Raw genomic sequence first — 22,201 nt, 5'->3', positions numbered from 1 at the left:
GTATCAATGCTTTATAGTTTACCTGCCATCTAAATTAAAAAAATGGAGGAATAAAAATGGCAGTCAAAAATGACCAAGTCGAAGCGTTAGCGTGTCCGAAACCGCTGCAAGCGTGTGCTACCGTTGCATCCGAAACCGTACCTTTGTGTGACAGCGACCCGGTAACCCCAACGGTAGTAAACACAACCAATTTTGTAATAGGGAAAATACCGGTTGTCCTTGCGAATTTGGATGTACAGATCGATCTCTTTTCCACAATTACCCTTCCTACACCTGCACTTGAGATCAAGCGAATTAAAAAACGTTTAAAAATCACACAGTGCAGGCTTATCCAGAACACCAACAAGTTATTCCTGGAAGGATTCGTCCGTAAGAATATCGAGTATGCAACAACTGAACAATGTGTAAGCACGAATAGCGTTTGCGGAGTAATTCGCCATTGCGTTCTTGATGCGCCCTTCAGATGTGTAACAGAAATTGAAGAATTTATTAGTCCACCAGTTGATGCCCTGCCCAGTTTTAACACTGAGTTTGAATATCTCGCAACTACCCCTCTTCCAACTACAGATTTTCCAGAAAAGGATAGCTTGCTGGCCGGCGACCTGTCTGAGTTCAACCAGGAGAGTTCTGAATTCTTTAACGAGCTTCCATTCTGTGAATTAATCAGCAGCACCATTACTGAGTTCGATGAGTTCATCAACCGTGTGCCTATTACAGGTGGTCCTTTTGAAGAAAGAACCTTTACTGAATTTGACGAAAAAAGCGTTATCAGACTAGTATTCAAAGTACTGCAAAACCAGCAGGTTTGTATACCTCCCAGTACGGTTTGCACATGTTAAGAAAGGATCCTTCGTAAATCAAATGTTTGTAATGATGTCGTAAATACTCGTCCTTTACAAAAGCCAAATGCAAACCTCAAGAGTCCTTGATACTGCCGCTGGGTAGCATCAAGGACTCTATTTTAATACTATCTTCTTGCATGCTTTACTTTCGCTTTTGCTATAATAGAGTTTACTTTGACAGATGCTGTTGGGTACGTCTTAATTGGTGATCTGGTTCCCGGCTTTAGTTCCGGAATGGTTTTCAACGTTTGGCTCTCCAAAAGATGAAGATCTAGATTTATATTGGAAATTTTATCCAGATCTTTTTGACTGTCGAGTAATATTACCCTTTCTGCTTGTAGGTTCTTATCTCGCATTATTTTTCTCCTCCTTAAATATAGAATTTGAGACGGGCTAGAAATAAGAGGAGGAATTGGAACTTCTGCAGGTATTACCATTTTCTTGCTCGCCTGTATCATATTATGATAATACTGCTATTATTGACATTATAATGAATCGACATTTTTAGTAGGTGTGAATTGTTATTTAATGTAAAATATGTAATTTAAATGGTGAAATATTTAGAAAAAAATTAGATATGTTTTTAACAAACCGCCATTCGTGCGTAACGACTTTAATACCTTCTGAATATTTTAATGACAGAGCTAGCTAACAAATGTATTTCTGTTAACAGTTACCAATTTTAAGGAGGTATTTCAATGGCTTGGGTGTCGGGCGCTATCGAATTTGAAAAACCATCGCAAAATCAGGAGCATTTTGAGGGCAACATTGTGTTGACAAAGGTGGACGCTCTGGTTTTACAGGGCTTTGTAATGGAAAGCGAAGGAAAGAAACCTCTTCCGGGAGCACTGGTAATGGTATATGTCCGTGTAAACGATGGCAAAGAAGAGCCGCTTTGCCAAACTTTCAGCAGCAGAGACGGCCATTACTTGCTGCATATTGATAAGGCGAAAATACCTGGAGATTCCACTGCAATAATTATCAGGGCCAGCGCCAACGAACATTCATCCAGCATCTAAATGCCGGGTCTGGATTTGATTCGACCTGAGCGGAGCTTCCTGTGAAATGGCGGCTCCGCCGGTTGAGTTTTGACGGATCTTTACAATTTTCAGTAAAGGTGGGGTTGCAGCAAATCAAATTTGGGGGAGCGGATATGTATGGAGAATAGTTTGATAAGGCCGGACCCCGGAGAGTTTTTTGAGGGTCAGAAAATGGATAGTTTATTGAATTTCTATGGTGTAGTGAAGGATACCGATACTGCTGCTGTGGAAGGTGCGGTAGTGATCATATGCTCCTGCCATATCGGGGGAACTGAAAGATCGCTGGGATCCACTTTCACCGATAGGGAAGGTATGTACTTTATCAGTATACCAAAGATACCGGATTATCATGGGCTGATTGGGTTTAAAGTAAGGGCCGGCAAGGCATACATACTGCCTTATGGAGTTGATAATCCGGTTAATTTAAGGGAACGTCCAGATGAAGAATGGGCGCCGGAAGAAGAAATTCTTGATGATAAAACAGTCGGTGTGTTGGCGGAACGTCACGCTGATGATCCCGTAACAGAAGGTGAGACAGATGAAAGCAGGAACGTGGAATCAGGTATTGAAAAGGCTGCAGATGAATATACAAAAACACGGGAAGAAAAGGGTTTAACTGTATCGCTGAGCCGGGTTGATGAAAATTCACTTCCAGTGGTAGTGGCGCCAACTGTTCAGACAGATGCAGCCACAAATGTCAGTCCGAACGCTGTTACTTTGAATGGGCGCATAAATAATACCAATTGGGAGCATTGCGACCAAAGAAAGTTTCGAATTAGGGAACAGGGCAACGAAAGCTGGACCGATGCCGGTATCGAGACTGGTTCATTCGGCCCTGAGTCATTCAGCTTCACCATCACTGGGCTTATTCCGGACGCCACCTATGAATTCAAAGCAATGGCGCACAACTTGGCAGGCTGGGGCGAAGGGAGTGTAACAACTTTTACAGCAACCTTCCCGGAGGCGCCGGTGCAAGTGACCGCTGCAGAGGCGGAAAGCAGCCGAAGGAACCTGAGGTGGGATACGGAACCCCAAAAAACACCTTACGATATGTACCGCTCTAACTATTGGCACTGGCTAGACAATAAAAGGTACGACAGAAGTAAAAATCCGCAGAGACAATAAAAGTATTCATAGCAGGGCTATTGTACCTACCCTTCGAATAAAAGTCTGACGCCCTTGTTCCCACTAGAAGGTGAGACCAAGGGTTTTGTTTGCTTTTTGAGTTCCGGGAAAGGAACTGCTTGTATTCATCAAAATAATTTGATATAATATAGTCATGATCAATCCGGAAATAATTGCCAGAGCGTTGGGCGACCCCATCCGTTATAACATCATGAAGATCTTGGCCCGTAGTGAGTCTGGCTGCTGTGCCCTGCCCGGCAGTGAAGGGTCCCGGCCGGGTTTGTGCAACTGTGAGCTGATGGCCGAGCTGGGCATGATCCAGTCCAGGGTTTCCTACCACATGAAAGAACTGACCGAAGCCGGGTTGGTTACAGAGGAGCCGCAAGGCAGGTGGAAATTTTACTCCATTAATAGCAAGACATTGCAGCAGTTTGTCCAACAGCTTTATCAGGATCTCATGCTGGAGTAATTTTTTTAGCCGTGAGAATCAAAATAATTTGATATATAGGAGGAGCTTTTAATGAGTAAGGATATCAGGGAAACTGTACGGCAAAAGTACGCCGAAGCCATCACCCGAAAAACCGGCAGTTGTTGTAGCCCCGGAGGGAGCTCGTGCTGCTGCGGCACGCCTGGTAATGCGACTGATATGATCACCGGGGGGCTGTACCGGCCGGAGGAGGTCGAGGGGCTGCCGGCAGAGGCGGTGGCGGCAACATTTGGTTGTGGTAATCCAACGGCTCTGGCCCCGCTGCATGAGGGTGAGGTTGTGCTTGATCTGGGCAGCGGGGCAGGACTGGACGTCCTGCTGTCGGCACGCCGGGTTGGGCCGTCAGGCAAGGCCTACGGACTGGATATGACTGATGAAATGCTGGCTGAAGCACGAAATAACCAGGCCAAAGCGGGGCTGGAGAACGTGGAATTTCTAAAAGGGCACCTTGAAGACATCCCTCTGCCGGACAACAGTATTGACGTCATTATTTCCAACTGTGTCATCAACCTCTCGGCCGACAAAGACCTGGTCCTGCGTGAAGCTTTCCGGGTTTTAAAGCCGGGCGGCCGCTTTGCTGTGTCGGATATAGTGTTAACCAGACCACTGCCCGACAAGGTGCGGGAGGACCTGCTGGCTTGGGCGGGCTGCCTGGGTGGCGCGCTGCTGGATGAGGAATACCGGGCCAAGCTGGCTGCCGCGGGTTTCACAGGGGTTGAAGTGGAAGTAACCAGAGTTTACGATTTGACCGATATGATCGTAGGTCAGCTCTTTCCAAGTGTGTCGGAAGACGAGCGTATTGAAGCAAACGGTTCGGTCGTCAGCGCCTTTATCAGGGCGAGTAAACCGGTCTGCTGATTTTTGTGTTTGAGAAATCATAACTGGTTTCTTTAGCAAAAAGGACAGGCAAAACCTGTCCTTTTATTATACAGTTAAAACTGAACCGTGCCGGATACTTAGAAATAGCTGCGCTTACACGGCATAATCTTTTATTTATTGACAGGATTAGAACTGCTTAAGATAGAACATAACTATTTTATTAACCCTCCAAAATAAAAATGTACTGCTTTCAGGCTCAGGCGCCCTTGCCATGAAGCTGAAAGCTGCTGCTAAGGAGAGGTGTTTTGCTATGACACCGCAGGAGCTGAATTACAGGATGCCACCCGAGTGGGGCGCACATGCTCGCACCTTTATGGGCTGGCCCGCCAGCGAGGAACAATGGCCCGACGGCTATCAAGACGCCTGCAGGGCGTACGCCGAAGTGGCCAGAACAATAGCAGGTTTTGAGCCCGTAACAATGATTGTCAGGCCTGAGCTGGTTGAGGAAGCCGCCCTTTTATGCGGGCCTGCTGTGGACATCCTGCCTATGGAGCATGATGATGCCTGGCTACGTGACAACGGGCCGACTTTTGTTGTAGATCAGAGGGGTTTAGTGGCTGGGATCAACTGGAAGTTTAACGCCTGGGGTGAAAAGTTCAGCCCGTGGGAAGAGGACAACCTGGTTGCCCCAAGGCTTTTGAGCCATCTTAAGCTGCCTTGTTTTGACGCGCCCATCGTACTGGAAGGCGGCTCCATCCATGTTGACGGAGAAGGCACCTTAATAACAACCGAGCAGTGCCTTCTTAACAAAAACCGAAACCCCCGCCTGGGCAGGAAAGAAATCGAAACTGTCCTGAAGCAGTATCTCGGAATCAAAAAAATTATCTGGTTGAAACAGGGGCTTGAGGGGGATGAAACAGACGGGCACGTGGATAACGTGGCCTGCTTTGCCAAGCCGGGCCTGGTATTGGTTCAGAATTGCCCTGACCCGGCAGATCCCAATTACGATATTATGGAGGAGAATATTGCGATCCTGCAAGAATCAACCGACGCCAGGGGCAGGAAGCTGGAAATAATGGAATTTCAGCAGCCTAATCCAGTATATATGGACGGTACCCGTTTGCCTTTAAGCTATGTCAACTTCTACTTTGTAAATGGCGGTATCATTTTGCCCTGCTTCGGGGAATGCTGTTGCGCAACCGATGAATTTGCCGCCGCAATGTTGAGGGATATCTTTCCGGACAGGAAAGTGGCGCCCATAGACGGGATGCCCATTATCAAGGGCGGCGGCAACGTGCACTGCATTACCCAGCAGATGCCCGCGAGAATGCTGGAAGCAGAGCGGAGGTATTCATATGCGTAAGGTTGTTGTTGCTGCCACGCAGATGAGTTGTACGAGTGACGGCAAGGAGAATATCGCCAAGGCGGAAAGGCTGGTCAGGGATGCCGCCTCACAGGGGGCGCAGGTCATCCTTCTCCAGGAACTTTTCGAAGCCCCTTATTTCTGCCAGGTGGAGGATCCGGCATATTTCAAACTGGCCAGGGAAGTAGAGAATCAGGAGACGATCCGGCATTTTCAGGAGGTGGCCAGGGAACTGGAAGTGGTGCTGCCGGTCAGCTTCTTCGAAAAAAAGAACAATGCCATGTTCAATTCTGTGGCGGTGCTTGATGCTGATGGAGAGGTGCTGGGGGTATACCGAAAAAGCCATATCCCGGACGGTCCGGGGTACGAAGAAAAATTTTATTTCAATCCTGGTGACACGGGGTTTAAGGTATGGAATACCCGCTATGCAAAAATTGGAGTGGGTGTCTGCTGGGACCAGTGGTTTCCCGAGGCTGCCCGATGCATGGTCCTGCAGGGAGCCGAGATGCTTTTGTACCCCACTGCGATCGGCTCGGAGCCACAGGACGACCATATTGATTCCAAAGAACACTGGCAGATTTGCATGCGGGGACATGCCGCAGCCAACCTGGTACCGGTGATCGCTTCCAACCGGGTGGGTGTGGAGGTTATCTGCGGCTCTAAAATTAACTTTTACGGCTCCTCCTTTATTGCCAATCAGCAGGGGGAGGTAGTAAAAGAAGCGGACCGCAGTTCTGAAACTGTTCTAGTAGCGGAATTTGACCTCGAGCAAGTTGAAATGCAGCGGGCCGTCTGGGGTGTTTTCAGGGACCGCCGGCCGGATCTGTACGGGCCGTTGCTTACCATCGACGGCGCCAATAGATAGTCACCTGGAGGCAAACTCATTAAATTGAGCTTGCCTCTTTGCTTTTTTTGATAGCTACTGCCCTCTCATTTCACCCATAGGGGAAGAAATAAGCGGAGCTATAATTAAACGGCAAGGAGGAAAATACGGAAATGTGAAGAAAAAGCAACAAGGAATATAGCATTATCCTGAATGCATAAGGAGGGGAAAGCTGTTATGAAACGAGTCTTGGGAATTGTAGCTTCTCCAAGGAATTTAGGGAATTCGGAGATACTGGCGAAGGCGGCAATGGAGGCAACCGGAGCAGACAATCAGCTGGAATTGATCAGATTGACAGACCTGGACATAAGACCGTGTAAAGCTTGTTACGCTTGTTTGCCCAAGGATAAACCTTGCCGTATCGAAGATGATCTCAGTTTCCTGCTGGAAAAAATCCGGCTGGCTGATGCCATAGTCCTGGCCGCGCCGGCTTATTCTCTGGGACCAAATAGCAGGATTAAAGCTTTTCAGGACAGGTTTTTATCGGTGGAAAATAAACATGAGCAATACGGCGGTAAAGCCTGTATAACGATTACTACTTACGGAGTGTCTGGTTGGAGTGGTTACACTGAGGCGGCTTTAAACCTTACGGCAAAACTTTTCAACTGGCGACTTGTTGATAGTGAGAGCTTTTTGGGAGCAAATCCTGCTTCAGTTTTAGAGGATCCGGCTAACCTGAAAAGGGCGCAGCAGATGGGCAAGGCCCTTTTTGATCCGGGATATCAACGCACCCCCAAGGCAAACGAGTGCCCGGCCTGTTGGAGCGATATACTAAGACATGATGGGAAAAACGTGATTTGCCCCTTCTGCGGGACAAAAGGTGAAATAGGTATGGAGGGTGACGAGGTTAAACTTAAATTTTTCCCTGAAGAGGATTATCGTTGGAGTAAAGCAGGCATACAGCAGCACCTTGATTTTCTAAACGATAAGAAACAGGAGTTTCTTGCCAAAAGGAGTCTTTACAAAGAACTGCAGAATCCCTACCGCAAAATAGGCAATTGGCTAACCCCGGAACAAAAATGATCATATAGCCGGCTGTGATATCAAAGAGGCAAGCTTGATGAATTTGAGCCTGCCTCTTTTCTAAATTATGGTTTCATTCCAGGTTGCCGTAAGCCGCAGCGCGTAGTAGGGCGTATTTTTTTGACTGCCGTTGCCTGCTGCCATGACTCGCATTTTACAAGTTGTTAGTGGCGCTATTTAATTACCTTAAAGACGGCTCCGCTGCTGGCCGAGGTAACCTGTGCGGCGTAACGCGCCAGGTAGCTTTTCCCGGTGACTTTGGGAGCAGGCTGCTGCCAAAGCTCGCGCCTTTTAGCCAGTTCGGCGTCGGAAATCCGGACGTTCAGTCGCCGCCCGGGTATGTCTATTTCGATAATGTCACCTTCTTGTACCAGAGCAATGGGTCCGCCTTCGGACGCCTCCGGTGACACGTGGCCGATGCTGGCGCCCCGTGTCCCTCCTGAAAAACGGCCGTCGGTGATCAGCGCGACGTCCTTGTCAAGGCCCATCCCTGAAATCGCCGCAGTGGGGCTCAGCATTTCCCGCATGCCGGGGCCGCCCTTGGGACCCTCGTAACGGATGATCAGCACGTCACCCTTATTGATTTTGCCGTCCATAATAGCGTCGAACGCCTCTTCCTCGCCGTCAAATACCCTGGCCGGACCGGAGTGCGACAGCATTTCCTTGGCCACCGCCGATTGTTTGACCACCGCTCCGTCCGGGGCCAGGTTGCCGCGCAGGACGGCAATGCCTCCCTCATGGGCATAGGGGGCGTTAAGGGGCCGGATTACCTCGGCATTGCGGACAAAAGCCCGGCTTATATTTTCGCCAAGAGTTTTGCCCGTAACAGTTTTCTCTCCCAGCTCCAACAACCCCTGGTCGGCCAGCTGCTTCAGCACGGCGGATATCCCCCCCGCCTCGTAAAGGTCAAAGAGCCGGTGCGACCCGCTCGGGCTCAGCTTGCAGATGTTCGGCACACTTTTACTGATTTCATCAAAGGTCTCCAGTTGCAGCGGCACGTCCGCCTCGTGGGCGATAGCCAATAGGTGCAGGACGGTGTTGCTGGAGCCTCCTATGGCCATGTCCAAGGTAATAGCGTTGCGAAAAGCATTGAGAGTCATGATGTCCCGCGGCCGTACTCCGTTTTGGGACAGGGCTACAACCCGCTGTCCGGCCAGTTTGGCCAGTGCCTTGCGCTGTCCGTAAGGGGCCGGAATGGCGCCGTTGCCCGGCAGGCCGATTCCGAGCGCTTCGGCCAGGCAGTTCATGCTGTTGGCGGTAAAGAGACCGGCACAGCTGCCGCAGCTGGGGCAGGCGGTTAATTCCATAGCTTCAAGTTCCTCTGCGCCGATGGTCCCTGCCGCGTACTGGCCCACAGCCTCGAACAGGCCCCGTACTAGATCGGCTTTTTCACCGTCGTGCCTACCTGTCAGCATAGGGCCGCCGCTCACGTAAACAGCCGGGATATTGAGCCGGCAGGCCGCCATAAGCATGCCGGGCACAGTCTTGTCACAGTTGCCGATGAGGACCAGTCCGTCAAACTTGTGGGCCATGACCATGGTTTCGATAGAATCGGCTATCAGTTCGCGGCTGGCCAGCGGGTACTTCATTCCGTCGTGGTTCATGGAGATCCCGTCGCAGATGCCGATGACCGGAAATTCCACCGGTGTCCCTCCGGCGGACGCAACTCCCATTTTAGCGGCCTGAGCCAAATCCCTGAGGTGGACATGGCCGGGGACAATCTCGTTGAAGCCGTTGACGATGCCGATAATCGGCTTCTTGAGGTCCTCCGGGGTATACCCCATCGCGTAAAAAAGGGATCTGTGCGGCGCCCTGGCCACCCCTTCCGTTACTTGACTGCTGTTCAAAACTCCAGGTTTTGTTTCCAAAATATATCCCTCCCGAAAAACATCGTAATTTTATTTCAGCAAGTTTTTTCTCAATACTCTATTCTAACGTAGAATCCGCTTATTTAACAGAGCGGTACAACTATTTATTTTACCTCGCATCCGTTAGCATACCTTTCTATGGTACTACATTCTGTAGGAAACCAGCAAGGTTTAAGGATACAGGCATACATCAACTAAAAAATGATAATTTTTCCATCGCCGGTTTGATACGGAAATCGTTTAATGTCAAATAAATATTTTGACAAACCCCTATTAATGCAATAATATATAAACAAACAACATTAAATCAATAGGAATTAAAGGTATTGTGTTAAATAGGCTATTAGCGCTGGCGTTGTATAAAAATGCCTTGACTGTAGACCAACGATAAGAGGGGAGTTGCGGGATTTGAGGTTTTCTACAAGAGCGAGATACGGGTTGCGGGCAATGTTGGAACTGGCCCTGCACTATAATCCCAATGAACCCATACCCCTGGTTCAGGTGGCTGAAAGGCAGGGTATATCAGAAGGATACCTGGAACAGATGATGAGTTTTTTGCGCAAAGGGGGGGTGGTGCGAAGTGTCAGAGGAGCTCTGGGCGGCTATATTCTGGCCAGGGAACCAGACAGGATTACAGCGGGAGAGATTATCAGATGCCTGGAAGGGCCGCTTAGCCCAACAGGTTGTGTTAGTGAGGAAAACCCGGAACAATGCTCGCGGGCTGATTTCTGTGTAACCAGAGTGCTCTGGGAGAGAGTAAGGGAGTCGGTGGCTGAGGTCCTGGATGGCACAACTCTTGAGGACCTTTGCCGGGAGGCTGAAAAAATACGGCGATCTAACGAAGCTGACATGTACTGTATTTGAAAATCACCCCAGTGCAATTAGTAGTTCCAAATATCAATAGGGTACCAAGCTGTTAATTAACATATAGAAATATATTGCCTTGCATGGTACAATGCTTCCATGAAGCTAAGTGAATGGGCAAAGAAAAACGGAATTACCTACAGGACTGCCTGGAAATGGTTCAAGTCAGGAAAATTACCTGTTCCCGCGGAACAAACCCCAACAGGAACAATCCTGATCAAAGAAAGCGGAGAATCATCAGGAACAGTCGCTTTGTATGCGAGAGTATCCAGCGCAGACCAGAAAAGCGATCTGGACGGTCAAATTTCCCGCCTGCTAACCTATGCCAACGGACAAGGTTGGGAAATCGGTAAAGCCGTAACAGAGATCGGTTCCGGCCTGAATGGGCGCCGCCCGAAATTAATGAAATTGCTGTCAGATCCAAAGGTCCGAGTGATCGTGGTGGAACATCGTGAGCGTCTCATGCGATTTGGCTTTGAATACGTGGAAAGCTGTCTTTCCGCCCAGGGTAGACGTGTGATCGTGATGGATCAGTCTGAAATGAAAGATGACTTAGTTCAGGATATGATTGAAGTCCTGACATCTTTCTGTGCCAGGCTGTATGGCCGCAGAGCAGCTAAAAACAAGGCCAAAAAAGCAATGGAGGCTATAGAGCATGATCATTAACCGTGCCTATAGGTATGAGGTAAAGCCAAATGTGCGAGAGCGAATCCTCCTGGCCAAACATGCCGGATGCGCCCGCTTCGCCTACAACTGGGGTTTAGCCCGCCGGATAGCGTTATATCAAACGGAAAAGAAGTCTACCAATGCCATAACGCAACACCGGGAATTGAATAAACTCAAGAAAACGAATTTTCCCTGGATGTACGAGGTATCCAAGTGCGCTCCCCAAGAAGCCCTTCGGGATCTGGACCGGGCTTTCAAGAACTTCTTCGCCGGCCTGAAAGCTGGAGAGCGTGTTGGCTTTCCCAAGTTCAAAAAGAAGGGCGTGCATGACTCTTTTCGATTGACGGGAGCGATCAGAGTTGAAGACAAGGCCGTCCAGCTTCCCCGTCTGGGGGTGCTCCGCCTCAAAGAAGAAACAGGGATAGCCGGCCGGATTCTTTCGGCCACTGTCAGCCGGGAAGCGGATCGCTGGTTTGTCAGTTTAACCTGCGAGGTGGAGATTCCAGAACCAGAACAAGTCACCGGCGAAGTTATCGGTATGGATGTTGGACTTAATCATTTTGTGATCATTTCTGACGGGACAAAGATCGAAGCCCCTAAACCTCTGGGCAAGTATCTGAAAAGACTCAAGAGATTATCCAGGAAACACAGCAGGATGCAAAAAGGCTCCAACAACCGGAAGAAAAGCGCTCTTGGATTAGCCCGGCTGCACCGGCGCATCCGCAACAGCCGGCAGGACTTCATGCACAAGCTCACGACAGCTCTGGCGAAAACCAAGTCGGGGATCGTGATCGAAGATTTGAATGTCCGCGGGATGTTGCAAAATGACCGGTTGTCCAGGCATATCACGGACGTGGGCTGGGGAGAATTCCGGCGGCAATTAGCATATAAGACTGTGTGGTACGGGTCAACACTGATAGTCGCTCCCCGATTTTATCCCAGCAGCAAGACATGCTCATCTTGCGGTTATGTAATGGATAGCATGCCCCTGTCTATTCGTGAATGGGACTGTCCTTGCTGCGGAGTTCATCATGACCGTGACGTTAATGCAGCTGTCAACCTGAAGAAATATGCAATAAGCGTTGCTTAAAATTTGAGTACCGGAAGTTCTCCGGGAATTAACGCCTGTAGAGATCCCTCTGTCGGGGATGGGAAACCATCTAGTCACGGATCGATGATGCAGGAATTTCATAGCAGAAATATTCTTCTATGAAGAAAGGAACGGACTCTGAACAGTTAAAGGAGTTGCATCGATTCTCGAACTGGTTGACTATGAACAGCCGGTGTGCGATCTGAAGTAAAACTAGCGATGTAATATTTTCCGTTGGATACCTAAAGCGATAACCCAAAAAATGTGGGTGCTAATCTACTGGCGTTGCTTCAGCTCATGAATTTCTAAAAAAAGTTGATGTTTAGTGGGGTGCTTTGGAGTATAATGGATTGCCTGGAACAGAAGTACGGACACCTAAAAGAAATTCTTCAGGGCTACGGGAGTGTAATGGTCGCTTTTTCGGGAGGTGTTGACAGCACACTGCTCCTAAAGGTTGCAGTCGATACTCTTAAAGAAAAAGCGATAGCTGTTACCAGCACCGGGGAACTATATTCGCCCGGTGAAATTGAAGAAGCTGTCGAACTGGCCCGCTTCATTGGCGCGGAGCACCTTATTATTGCCGGCAGCGAGCTGGATAACCCTGTGTTTACCAGTAACCCGCCCGACCGGTGCTACCATTGTAAGAAAAAAGAATACGGGGAAATCCTTGCGGTGGCTGGTGCCCGGGACGTCAAGGTGGTTATTGACGGGGTCAACGCCGACGATTTAAACGACTACCGGCCGGGAATCCGCGCCGGAATTGAGCTGGGAGTCTCCAGCCCGTTAAAAGACGCCGGCCTCAGGAAGGAAGAAATCCGGGCGCTCTCAAGAAAATTAGGTCTTCCCACCGCTGACAAGCCTGCCAACCCCTGCCTTGCCTCACGCTTTCCGTATGGAACCCCAATTACCACACAGGGTTTACGGCAAGTCGGGGCGGCTGAAAATTTCTTGCGCAAGCTGGGCATCCCGCAGGTACGGGTGAGACACCACGGAAACCTGGCCCGCATTGAGGCGCCGAGCGCGTATTTAAAGTTTGTGGTGGAACATGCAGTTGAGATAGAAAGCAAACTGAGGGTATTGGGCTATACTTATGTAGCGCTTGACCTTTTAGGTTACCGGACAGGGAGTATGAACGAGACTCTTAACGTTCACAGCCCGGAGCCATTGTTTACCGTGTCAGTATCATCTGAGAAATAAGACAAAAACCGGGGGGTGGACGACCAACTCCCCTGTTCCAGACCAGTGATGAACATGAACAGTTGCTATGGCTGATATTTTAATGCCGTTTGAAAGAATGTAACCGTATGCGTCTGCCTGCCATTTGACAAACTCTTTGTATAAAACCGGGGAAAGACTGCTGGCTGGTTGACTAGAGGCTGTGTCCCATTCATTATGGGATGCAGCCTTTTGATGTAAGGGGAAAGGGCTTTTGATTCAGCATTGGTAAGTGAGTCCATCCAAAAGAAAAAAGTGTTAAAGCGGTAAGCCGGAATCGTGTTCCAATAAGTATCTTTTACAATTGCCGGAGATTTTGCGCGGGATGAGGAGGCGTTTATCATGGTATAGACACGGTGATTTAAAAAAATTTGTAAAGTATGACAGGAATACTTTTCAAAATTATATTTTCCATAAGCCGGAAATACCCTGCAAGGCATTCGTTAGGCGTAAAGAATAGGGCTAAAATTTCCCCTGTGGCAGCATCAACGGCGCCATGCAGTGAACATTGCTCATTGTTAAAAAATCAGGTGTGGGGACTGGCATCAATAATCACCAGCATACCTGTTTGGGATTTTCTTTTCCTGTGCTTGTGACGTTTTACTTTGCTATGCTTCTTGGGGCTTGTAAACCTATTGGAAACAAGTATTCTATACACCGAAGGCTTGCTAAGGCTGATAGACTCATGCTCCAAGTAACTCCTGAAAATGCGAAAAATTGGCTTGGAATATTTCTCCGATTTCTTATGATTAACCACGAAGTTTCGAATTTTATCAGTCAAAGCATATGGAGGTTTCCGGCCCCTGTTTTTATGGATTACGAACGACTCGCCGTTTTCTTTGAGCCCTTTTTAAGGCGTTTTACCTGGCGTTCACTGAGGCGAGAATCTCTGCTGCTTCACTGGTGGCATTTTCCCGTCTAGTAAGCACCTGGCAACATAAAGCTTGTTTCGTTCGTCCTGTGTCATTAATAATATCATCCTTCCATTGTACCCCTAGAGGTGACATTTTCTCAGAAATATTTCAGGGTGACATTATCACAGAACAAACACAAAATTAGGAAGGACCTATTGACAAATATAGTTTCATAATGTTATTCTGTATACATAGATACTAGTTGTATATAGAAGCTATATGTATTGGGGTGTTATGCATGAAAATTGATAAGGAACTTATGAAGGGCAGTACGTCAATTCTTATCCTTTCCCTGCTTGACAAGGAGGATATGTACGGTTACAAAATCACGCAAGAACTCAAAAAGGCATCAAAAAATGTTTTTGAGTTAAAAGAGGGTACATTATATCCCATGCTCCATCGGCTTGAAAACGAAAAAGCCATTGAGTCTTTTTGGTTTGACGCTGACAACGGTAAACGCAGAAAGTATTATAAAATCACCAAAGAAGGCAGAAAATTATTAATGTACAAAAAAGCCGAGTGGCAAACTTATATCAATGCGGTTAATTCTGTTATCGGAGATGTTTGCTATGAATAAAAGGATAACCGCTTTTTTGGATAATGTGTGTATGTATATACACTGCAAAGCGGTACATAAGGATATTCGTGACGAGCTTACGCATCATATTGAGGATTTAAAGGCTGAATATCTGAGGCAGGGACAGGACGATGAAAAGGCGCTTGATATGGCAATAACTGCGATGGGGGACTGTGAAGAAATAGGTACCAGGCTTAATAAGCAGCATAAGCCAAAAACCGAATGGTCATTGATTGGGTTGGGTTCCATGATTGTAGTCATTGGCGGTATTATCATGTTTGCAAGCAGTAAATTTGAAACGGCCCAAACCGTGAGCTTTGAAAAATATTTATTATTTGCACTAATTGGAATAGGGGTTATGATCGGATTTTACTTTTTTGACTATACAAGACTTAAAAAACTGGCGTTGCCAATGTACCTTATTGCATTTGCATTGTTAATTTTTACACTGCTTGGTGGTGCAGAAGTCAACGGAAGGAAGTTTTTAGTGCTCGGTGGCGTTTTGATATCGTCGGATTACCTAACAATACTGTTTTTGATTGCTTTTTCAGGATTTATGGAAAAAAGACGCGGCAAAGGGGGCTTAGCAATTGTGGAGTTGCTTGTGCTTGCGTTTGTCTCTGTTATTCCCATTATGATGTTGCCACACCTTTCACAAACAGTTATTTTACTGATAGGGTATACAGTATTGATTATAGCGGCAGTTATAAAAAATTATTTTGCTGGCAATAGAAAAAAACAGTTGTTATATTTGAGCGGTCTGGGTGCTATAGCCATTTTTCTTGCAGTTAATGATATTTTATTAAATCCGTATAAATTTGATCGCATAACAGCTTTTTTATCAAGTAGTGGCTTTATATACGATAGAGTAGACAAGTGGCTTGCGGTTTCGAATTGGTTTGGCAAAACACCGGCAACGGTCAGCGGTTATGGTTTAGGGTTGGGAATGCCGGAAGTTACTACGGGCTATGTACTTGTAAATGTGATAGCGACTCTTGGCTGGATGGTTGGAATTGCACTTGTGCTTATAATATCCTTATTTATAATCAGAATGTTTATGACAACCAAAAAAATCAAAAACGATTATGGTTTTTATCTTTCACTGGCAGCATCTACAGCTTTGTCGGTGCAGTTTATAATTAACATTTTATCGAACTTCAACCTCTCCCCTATACTTGGTATGAACATGCCATTCGTATCATACGGCGGTACAGGATATGTCGTAAACATGGCATTTGTGGGAATCATTTTATCCGTTTGGCGTAGGAATGATTTGGTAGGTTCAACCACGAAGATTCCCGTAAGTAATTCCAGAAGATTTATAAAATTTGAAGATGGAAAGTTGATCATCAGCTTTAAGTAGTCTTAACAGGGAATCTAGAAAAAAGACAATAGAGTTGCTTTAGGCAAAATATTCCATTAGCTTTCGTGAGAGTTTATGGCAAATCGTTTAATTCTTTTTCCTCAGACCAATCGTATCATTGTTAATGTCACTCACAATGTCCCATGGGGTAAAGACCGATCCGGAACCCTCAGCGGGTACGGACGGTTCCCAAAGCTAGAGGGCTTGACATGGTCATAATCCTTGATGGAACCGAATAAAGCGGGATTAGCTTGATAAAATGCGAAAATTTACAGATGAGAGCGGGTTTAATGGATTTGACAAGAGAATTTTACTGAGATATAATATTATAAATTTTATTTTATTAGTAATACTTAAATACTTATTGGGATAGTATAATTTAATTGCGTTCCGGACAGAGAAGCTAAAGAACGTAATGATCATCTAAATTAGTTGACCAGAAAACTGGAGGCTAAGGATGTTGCCTTCATTACCCTGGCCTTTTTTTGTTGAGCAATATGGCCACAGCAGAAATAAGCATGTTTAGAAAAGAGAATGCGCTTGTTTACTGCATCTCGCTCAACCCGATCGGCTGGAAGAAGCATAAACGATAGGGAGAAAACAATGCAACTTAATAATTTATCTTTTAATATTTCTCGCAATGTTCTCGATTTAGGTTTGACATGTTCTTGTTTTATAATATCTGACCTTTGCAATCGAGAAACCGACGCCGGATTTGAAGTAATAAAAGAACAAGTAATAAGGGAAGTGCGTTCCGAGCTTTCGCCGGAGAAAATTAAAAATGCCCATGTGCTTTGCGGCTTCAGAGAATTGCACAAATCAATCGGCTGCTCAAACAGAAAAAATATTGCGGCATCGGAGAACCTGCTGAAATTGTTATTGCAATTTTCATAATTTTTCTAGGGGAGTACAAGGATTAAAACCAAGGCCTGCCAGCGTTTCTATATCCTTAGCGGCGCCTCGTCCACTAGTTGTGAGGTAATTTCCAATAAGCATACCGTTGATACCGGACAGCAGGCCGAGAGGCATTAGTTCTCCTAAATTCTGTTCACGTCCCCCAGCAAAGCGAATTATTTTATCAGGAAGAATTAAGCGGTAAATCGCAAAGGTTTTGAGTATATCCATAAGTTTTAACCTGTCCTGGTTTTCAAGGGCTGTCCCTTGCACCGGATTGAGAATATTAATGGGAATTGAATCCACATCAAGTTCTTTGAGCAGGAAAGCCATTTCAATACGGTCTTGCCAGGATTCACCCATCCCTATAATGCCGCCTGAACAAACTTGAAGTCCTGCAGCTTTCACCTTCTTTATTGTAGAAATCCTCTCCCCGTAAGTATGTGTGGTACATATCTCCTTGAAAAAATTTTGACTTGTTTCCAAGTTATGATGGTAACGTGTGATTCCGGCATCCATTAAGGCTTCAACATGTTCATCCCCTAATGTACCCAGAGAACAACATTGGTTAAGTAAAGTTTTTTGACCAACAAGCCTGATTGCTCTGATTATTTGCTCAAAGTCCGGATCGCCGTTTATACCCAGGCCCGAAGTAACGATGCAGAATCGAAAAGCGCCGTCGGCTTCAGCTTTGTTGGCAGCTTCAAGTATTTGATCCTCGCTTAATAGGGAGTAGCAGGGAGCTTCCGTAATATAGTGGTCCGACTGAGCGCAAAATTTGCAATTTTCAGTGCAGCCGCCTGAGCGTGCGTTGATGATTTCACATGTGTCAACCTGATTGCCCGTAAAGTAATACCGGATCTTATTTGCAATCCCTAAAAGTATTGGAGCGTCGCAATCTTCAAGTTCGGTGAGTGCCAAGGCTTCGTCGCAGGATATATCTCCTCCGTCCAAGACCTTCCTTCCCAACGAGAATATTAAATTATAACTTTCAAAATCCACAGACCGTCCCTCCCTTGTCAACCAACCTAAAAGATTAGGTTGACATTAATAACAAAAAAATTTGCATGTCCATTGTGTCAACCAAGAACCTAAGCCAGGTTTACAATATTGTACCTTCTTTAATAATAAAAAGTAAACACTATTTTTCAATTTTTATAATTTTGAGAAACCGGTGAACGTTTTAGAAATACCCTTGATAGAGTTGGTTGGGAGCTCCTGCGAAAAGAACTGGAGGTGATTTAGCATGGGGGTTAAGAATATCAGGCAAGCTTGGTGAATTGAAGCTTGTCTCTTCCCGTATATATGAATGAATTCTGAACGATATTATATTTAATTAGTATGAGGTAATGCATTATATAAGGACTTTGCAAATGAATCATTAGATCTTAACCCGATACGTTTTCGGATCAAACGAGCAGAATTAAGCACCACGAGTACCGACCCAACATTATGGGCAAATGCACCCATAATTGGGTTTAAGTAACCCATAGCGGAAGCTGCGATAGCCAGGAGATTGAAGATCATGGCGAAGATGATGTTGTAGTTAATAGTTTTTAGAGTATCTTTGCCAAGTTTTATACTGTAAGGAATCCTGGTAAGGTCATCGGCCATCAAGGCAATATCCGCCGACTCAATGGCAACCGCTGTTCCCATAGCACCCATAGCAATGCCTATATTAGAAGCTGCCAGGGAGGGGGCGTCATTAATGCCGTCACCTACCATAGCTACCTTAAAACCTTGATTCTGTAATGTCCTCATATATTGTAGCTTTTGTTCCGGAAGTAAGCTTGCATGAAACTCGTTAATTCCGCTGGCCCTCGCTATATGAGCTGCTACAGGATGGCTGTCACCTGTAAGTAATAATACTTTTTGCACACCTAGTTGACATAATTCCGGTATCAGTTCCCGTGCTTCGGGACGCAATTTATCAGAAATCATCAGGTATCCGGCAGGCTGTTCGTTTAAACTGACCAATAAGCAGGTATTGGTACTTGCCTCTACGGAATTACTATCTTTCTTAACTTCGGCTACCCCAGGCGCCACACCGACAAACACCTTTTTCCCTTCCACCAAGGCCTCAATCCCCTTGCCGGGAATTTGACGGAATTCTTCCGGTTCAGTGAGGGAACACCCGTTGGTTTCAGCAGCCTCCAGGATAGCTCTGGCTAAAGGGTGTTCGGAATATTTCTCCGCAGAAGCTGCCAGCTCTAGTACGTGAAACTGTGATCCATCGTTAAGGGGAATGATTTCCGTCACTACTGGCCGCCCTGTAGTCAAAGTACCGGTTTTATCGAACACTACTGCATTGACTCTCCCCAATTCTTCCAGGAAGGCCCCGCCTTTAATCAGCACCCCGTTCCTGGCTGCGTTGCCAAGTGCTGCTGTTATGGCAGTTGGGGCAGCTAAAATGAATGCACAAGGGCATCCCACGATCAGGACGGTAATTGCCCGGTGGGTATCACCGCTTACCATGTATACCGCCAAACTGAGACCAACGATCAAAGGGGTAAAGTACCGGGCATATCTATCAGCTACCCTTAAGATAGGAGCACGTGTTTGTTCGGCTTCCTGTACCAACCGTATCAATTTGCCAAACGTAGTATCCTCTCCAACCTTTTCCACCCGTACCACTAACATACCGGAGTAATTGGCTGACCCGGCGTAAACAGAGTCACCGGCCTCTTTATCTATTGGTAAGGATTCTCCTGTAAGGGAAGCCTGGTTTATAGAGGCTGTCCCTCGTACTACTACTCCGTCTACCGGCACTTGCTCCCCGGGCCGTATAATTACCAGTTCGCCCGGCTGTATCTCGGACAGAGGCACACTGGTTTCAATGTTGTCACGGAGTACTGTTGCCTGTACTGGGTTCAAGCTAACCAATGATTGAATGGCTGCACGAGAACGTTGAGATGTGAACTTTTCAAGCAGCGATCCAAGTACCATGATTAAGGCCACCACTGAGGCGGATAAGTACTCACCTATAACCACCGAGGCAACCATAGCCAGGCTTACTAGCTCGTCCACATTGAGTTGTTTTTCCCATAAGCCCTTCATAGCACCCCAGATAATAGGTCCCCCCAGGATAGCCAGGGCAGCCAGGGCCAATACGATAGACAGGAGATGGTTTATGTATAGCCTATCGAGGATAAAGCTGGCAATGATTAATAGTGCACCGGCAGAGGTTAGGTAAAACTCTTTTAAACTCAATAATTCCCGAAAATTACCCGGTTGTGCAAAGCGTCCGATCATTACATTTATCTCCTTCCAAAGTACTAGAAAATCTCGGAATTAATTTTGTTAAGGATAGCCTGTAACTGAGCAGCTTCTTCCCCTGTAAGGACTGTTTGGATTTGTTCGGTTAGGGTAAGGTGGTAGCGATGGTGTTCGGCATAAGCCTTTAAACCCTTATCAGTCAGGCTGATTAAATAAATTCGGCGGTCCTCCCTGGTAGACTCTCTTTTGGCGTAATCTTTTTTTTCCAGCCTGTCCACTGTGACCGTAGTGGTCCCGGTAGTCACTCCTAATTTTTGAGCGAGGCTTTTCATATTCATCTGCCCATACTCGCCTAAAATCTCAATGGCATGAGCTTCGGAAACCGTTAAATCACTTGTCCGGATAACTGAACTCTCCCACGAGGAGAAGCCGTTAAAAAAATGTAAAAGTTCATGAGTCAGTTCATCTAAAATTTTTATATTACTCCCTCCATTTGAGAACCAAACATCTTGTTTTTCATATACTTTGATTTTCAAATAAATATATCACACAATTCCATTAGGAGCAAGCATGAATTTCGTATATGCCGGCTTGGGTTGAATTAATGCCAATGGATTCCTCCTAACACTATTTAGCATTATGTTCAATCATATCAAAAATATAGGGGTGGGGGAGGTTCAACACCCCTATATTTTGTGAGCCCGGCCATATAAGTTATCTTGAGGGCGCAAGTGTCCTGAACGGTTCAGGGTACAGTTTTGTTAGACAAGTAAGTGTGTTTATGTTGCAACCCTATTCCTTCTCTTCTTTCTTTTCCGCTTGGGAAAACATGCCCGGCATACCAGGCATACCAGGCATGCAAGGACCGGTTTGGACACCACCGGGACAAGGCATTGCCATTCCGGCAAAAGCGGCACATTCTTGAGCGCATTTCAGACAAACCTGACCACAATACTGCGATTGCTGATCGGGATGCTGTAAGCAGTGGGTTCCACAATCTTGACAAATTTGCGCGCATAAGCCGGCCAGGGGTCTGGCATACATGCTGCAGCGGGCGATGTACTTTGCGGTAAGGGTGCAGATGTCCGCGCAGTCGCGTAAAAGCTGGAGCTGCATTACCCTCATGCGGCAGTCATGCATACAGAGGACGGCGGTGAAGGTATTTTCGCAGACAGCTTCGCAGTTCTGGACGGTTTTCAATACACCTTCATGGGAAGCGATGGGGTAGTAGGCATAACTAGAGAGGTTTTCAGACATAACAAAGACCATTCCTTTCTGCGAAAGGCACCAACAAGGAATGAAACGCGGACCAATCGCCGTAGATTTAATTTGCCGTCCATACCTGTTAAAATGTACTCCGTGGGACGGTATACTACAGAGCACGCGGAGGTGAGTGGTGAAGCGGTTTGCCGCTATCTCGTATAACAATAAGTCGCCGGAAGTTCGTTCAAGCACCAACAAGTAGGACGTTGAGCCTGTAAACTAATCATTGTAAAGACATTACTCGTTTTTAGCAGAGCTTCCAGTCAATGCTGTTCCTCAAATTCAAATGAAAAGAGGAACTCAATGGCAAGAACAGTTGAAATCGTTTATCCGGTCTGCTGCGGCATGGACGTACACAAAAACTTTTTGGTGGCGTGCATAGCCGTAACCGACGAGCACAGCCGCACCGAACACTACATCAGGAGGTTCTCGACGTTTACCGGGGATTTGCGGAGGCTGGCCGAATGGCTCGCATCCTACAACTGCTGCGATGTGTGCATGGAATCGTACGGCAAGTATTGGATCCCGGTTTTCAATGCCCTTGAAAAGACCTGCAAACCTCCATTTCTCCGCCTACTGCGGGCGACACAAATAGGAATGAAAACCGGGATGTGCAGTAACCATCCTTTGGGTACAATAGCCTTGAGGGAAAGGCACACTACAAAGCACGGTGAGGTGAGTTGCAGACT

21 protein-coding genes and 1 pseudogene are annotated in these 22,201 nt (G+C 46.6%); 16 read left to right on the top strand and 6 right to left on the bottom strand.

From position 1 onward, the window contains the following. Positions 1-56 precede the first annotated feature (56 nt). Entirely contained in the window at positions 57-839 is a 783-nt protein-coding gene (locus tag Psfp_RS14380; protein WP_134219233.1) for a CsxC family protein, read from the top strand. A gap of 128 nt (positions 840-967) precedes the next feature. On the opposite strand, the gene Psfp_RS14375 is transcribed toward Psfp_RS14380, so the two are convergent. Further along, the gene (locus Psfp_RS14375; protein ID WP_134219232.1) at positions 968-1,198 is read right to left on the bottom strand and encodes a hypothetical protein; all 231 of its coding nucleotides are present in this window, start codon (positions 1,196-1,198) and stop codon (positions 968-970) included. A gap of 342 nt (positions 1,199-1,540) precedes the next feature. On the opposite strand from Psfp_RS14375, the gene Psfp_RS14370 reads away from it, so the two are divergent. The 7 genes from Psfp_RS14370 (at position 1,541) to Psfp_RS14340 (ending at position 7,582) form a co-directional block, all read left to right on the top strand. After that, on the top strand, positions 1,541-1,861 hold the full coding sequence (locus tag Psfp_RS14370) for a hypothetical protein (RefSeq protein ID WP_134219231.1): 321 nt from the start codon (positions 1,541-1,543) through the stop codon (positions 1,859-1,861). A 138-nt stretch (positions 1,862-1,999) separates the two neighbouring features. Beyond that, positions 2,000-3,007 (top strand): fibronectin type III domain-containing protein, encoded by a 1,008-nt coding sequence (locus Psfp_RS14365; RefSeq protein ID WP_134219230.1) that lies wholly within the window; start codon positions 2,000-2,002, stop codon positions 3,005-3,007. A 154-nt stretch (positions 3,008-3,161) separates the two neighbouring features. After that, positions 3,162-3,476, top strand: a complete 315-nt coding sequence (locus Psfp_RS14360; RefSeq protein ID WP_134219229.1) for a metalloregulator ArsR/SmtB family transcription factor — start codon at positions 3,162-3,164, stop codon at positions 3,474-3,476. Positions 3,477-3,527: 51 nt separating this feature from the next. Beyond that, positions 3,528-4,352: an arsenite methyltransferase gene (locus Psfp_RS14355; protein ID WP_134219228.1), complete on the top strand. Its 825-nt coding sequence runs from the start codon at positions 3,528-3,530 to the stop codon at positions 4,350-4,352. 271 nt (positions 4,353-4,623) lie between these two features. After that, the gene (locus tag Psfp_RS14350) at positions 4,624-5,676 is read left to right on the top strand and encodes an agmatine deiminase family protein (protein WP_134219251.1); all 1,053 of its coding nucleotides are present in this window, start codon (positions 4,624-4,626) and stop codon (positions 5,674-5,676) included. Further along, a complete protein-coding gene (gene aguB, locus Psfp_RS14345) occupies positions 5,669-6,541 on the top strand; it encodes an N-carbamoylputrescine amidase (protein ID WP_134219227.1) in 873 nt (290 codons plus the stop codon). The genes Psfp_RS14350 and aguB overlap by 8 nt, the downstream gene beginning before the upstream one ends. A 195-nt stretch (positions 6,542-6,736) precedes the next feature. After that, a complete protein-coding gene (locus Psfp_RS14340) occupies positions 6,737-7,582 on the top strand; it encodes an NAD(P)H-dependent oxidoreductase (RefSeq protein WP_192895438.1) in 846 nt (281 codons plus the stop codon). 173 nt (positions 7,583-7,755) lie between these two features. Here Psfp_RS14340 and ilvD read toward each other — a convergent pair whose 3' ends face one another. Then, on the bottom strand, positions 7,756-9,429 hold the full coding sequence (gene ilvD, locus Psfp_RS14335) for a dihydroxy-acid dehydratase (RefSeq protein ID WP_134219250.1): 1,674 nt from the start codon (positions 9,427-9,429) through the stop codon (positions 7,756-7,758). A gap of 429 nt (positions 9,430-9,858) precedes the next feature. Here ilvD and Psfp_RS14330 point away from each other — a divergent pair, with 429 nt between their 5' ends. From Psfp_RS14330 to Psfp_RS14295, 7 genes are all read left to right on the top strand, one after another. After that, a complete protein-coding gene (locus Psfp_RS14330) occupies positions 9,859-10,314 on the top strand; it encodes an Rrf2 family transcriptional regulator (protein WP_134219225.1) in 456 nt (151 codons plus the stop codon). A gap of 99 nt (positions 10,315-10,413) precedes the next feature. Then, complete coding sequence (locus tag Psfp_RS14325) at positions 10,414-10,980, top strand: IS607 family transposase (RefSeq protein ID WP_134219224.1); 567 nt, start codon at positions 10,414-10,416, stop codon at positions 10,978-10,980. Next, positions 10,970-12,070, top strand: a complete 1,101-nt coding sequence (locus tag Psfp_RS14320; protein WP_134219223.1) for an RNA-guided endonuclease TnpB family protein — start codon at positions 10,970-10,972, stop codon at positions 12,068-12,070. Before Psfp_RS14325 ends, Psfp_RS14320 begins: the two co-directional genes overlap by 11 nt. Before the next feature lie 345 nt (positions 12,071-12,415). Beyond that, a complete protein-coding gene (gene larE / locus Psfp_RS14315; protein ID WP_134219222.1) occupies positions 12,416-13,267 on the top strand; it encodes an ATP-dependent sacrificial sulfur transferase LarE in 852 nt (283 codons plus the stop codon). 1,170 nt (positions 13,268-14,437) lie between these two features. Beyond that, entirely contained in the window at positions 14,438-14,776 is a 339-nt protein-coding gene (locus tag Psfp_RS14305; protein WP_134219221.1) for a helix-turn-helix transcriptional regulator, read from the top strand. Next, on the top strand, positions 14,769-16,139 hold the full coding sequence (locus tag Psfp_RS14300) for an FtsW/RodA/SpoVE family cell cycle protein (RefSeq protein WP_190239283.1): 1,371 nt from the start codon (positions 14,769-14,771) through the stop codon (positions 16,137-16,139). The genes Psfp_RS14305 and Psfp_RS14300 overlap by 8 nt, the downstream gene beginning before the upstream one ends. A gap of 603 nt (positions 16,140-16,742) precedes the next feature. Further along, positions 16,743-17,033 (top strand): hypothetical protein, encoded by a 291-nt coding sequence (locus Psfp_RS14295; RefSeq protein WP_134219219.1) that lies wholly within the window; start codon positions 16,743-16,745, stop codon positions 17,031-17,033. Here Psfp_RS14295 and bioB read toward each other — a convergent pair. The 4 genes from bioB to Psfp_RS14275 form a co-directional block, all read right to left on the bottom strand. Further along, complete coding sequence (gene bioB / locus Psfp_RS14290; RefSeq protein ID WP_134219218.1) at positions 17,028-18,035, bottom strand: biotin synthase BioB; 1,008 nt, start codon at positions 18,033-18,035, stop codon at positions 17,028-17,030. The genes Psfp_RS14295 and bioB overlap by 6 nt on opposite strands. A 330-nt stretch (positions 18,036-18,365) precedes the next feature. Next, the gene (locus tag Psfp_RS14285; RefSeq protein WP_134219217.1) at positions 18,366-20,285 is read right to left on the bottom strand and encodes a cation-translocating P-type ATPase; all 1,920 of its coding nucleotides are present in this window, start codon (positions 20,283-20,285) and stop codon (positions 18,366-18,368) included. Positions 20,286-20,308: 23 nt separating this feature from the next. Then, entirely contained in the window at positions 20,309-20,728 is a 420-nt protein-coding gene (locus Psfp_RS14280; protein ID WP_134219249.1) for a MarR family transcriptional regulator, read from the bottom strand. 313 nt (positions 20,729-21,041) lie between these two features. Beyond that, positions 21,042-21,506 carry a four-helix bundle copper-binding protein gene (locus Psfp_RS14275; RefSeq protein ID WP_134219216.1) on the bottom strand — a complete coding sequence of 155 codons (465 nt, stop codon included), beginning with the start codon at positions 21,504-21,506 and terminating at the stop codon, positions 21,042-21,044. Between the two features lie 309 nt (positions 21,507-21,815). Between Psfp_RS14275 and Psfp_RS14270 the strand changes: the two are divergent. Next, positions 21,816-22,201 (top strand): annotated as a pseudogene (locus Psfp_RS14270) (hypothetical protein); the annotation flags it as partial.

Source organism: Pelotomaculum sp. FP (assembly GCF_004369245.1).
GTDB classification, from domain to species: domain Bacteria; phylum Bacillota; class Desulfotomaculia; order Desulfotomaculales; family Pelotomaculaceae; genus Pelotomaculum_C; species Pelotomaculum_C schinkii.
The sequence above is the reverse complement of the archived record's forward strand: the minus strand, read 5'-3'. Positions and strand labels throughout refer to the sequence as shown.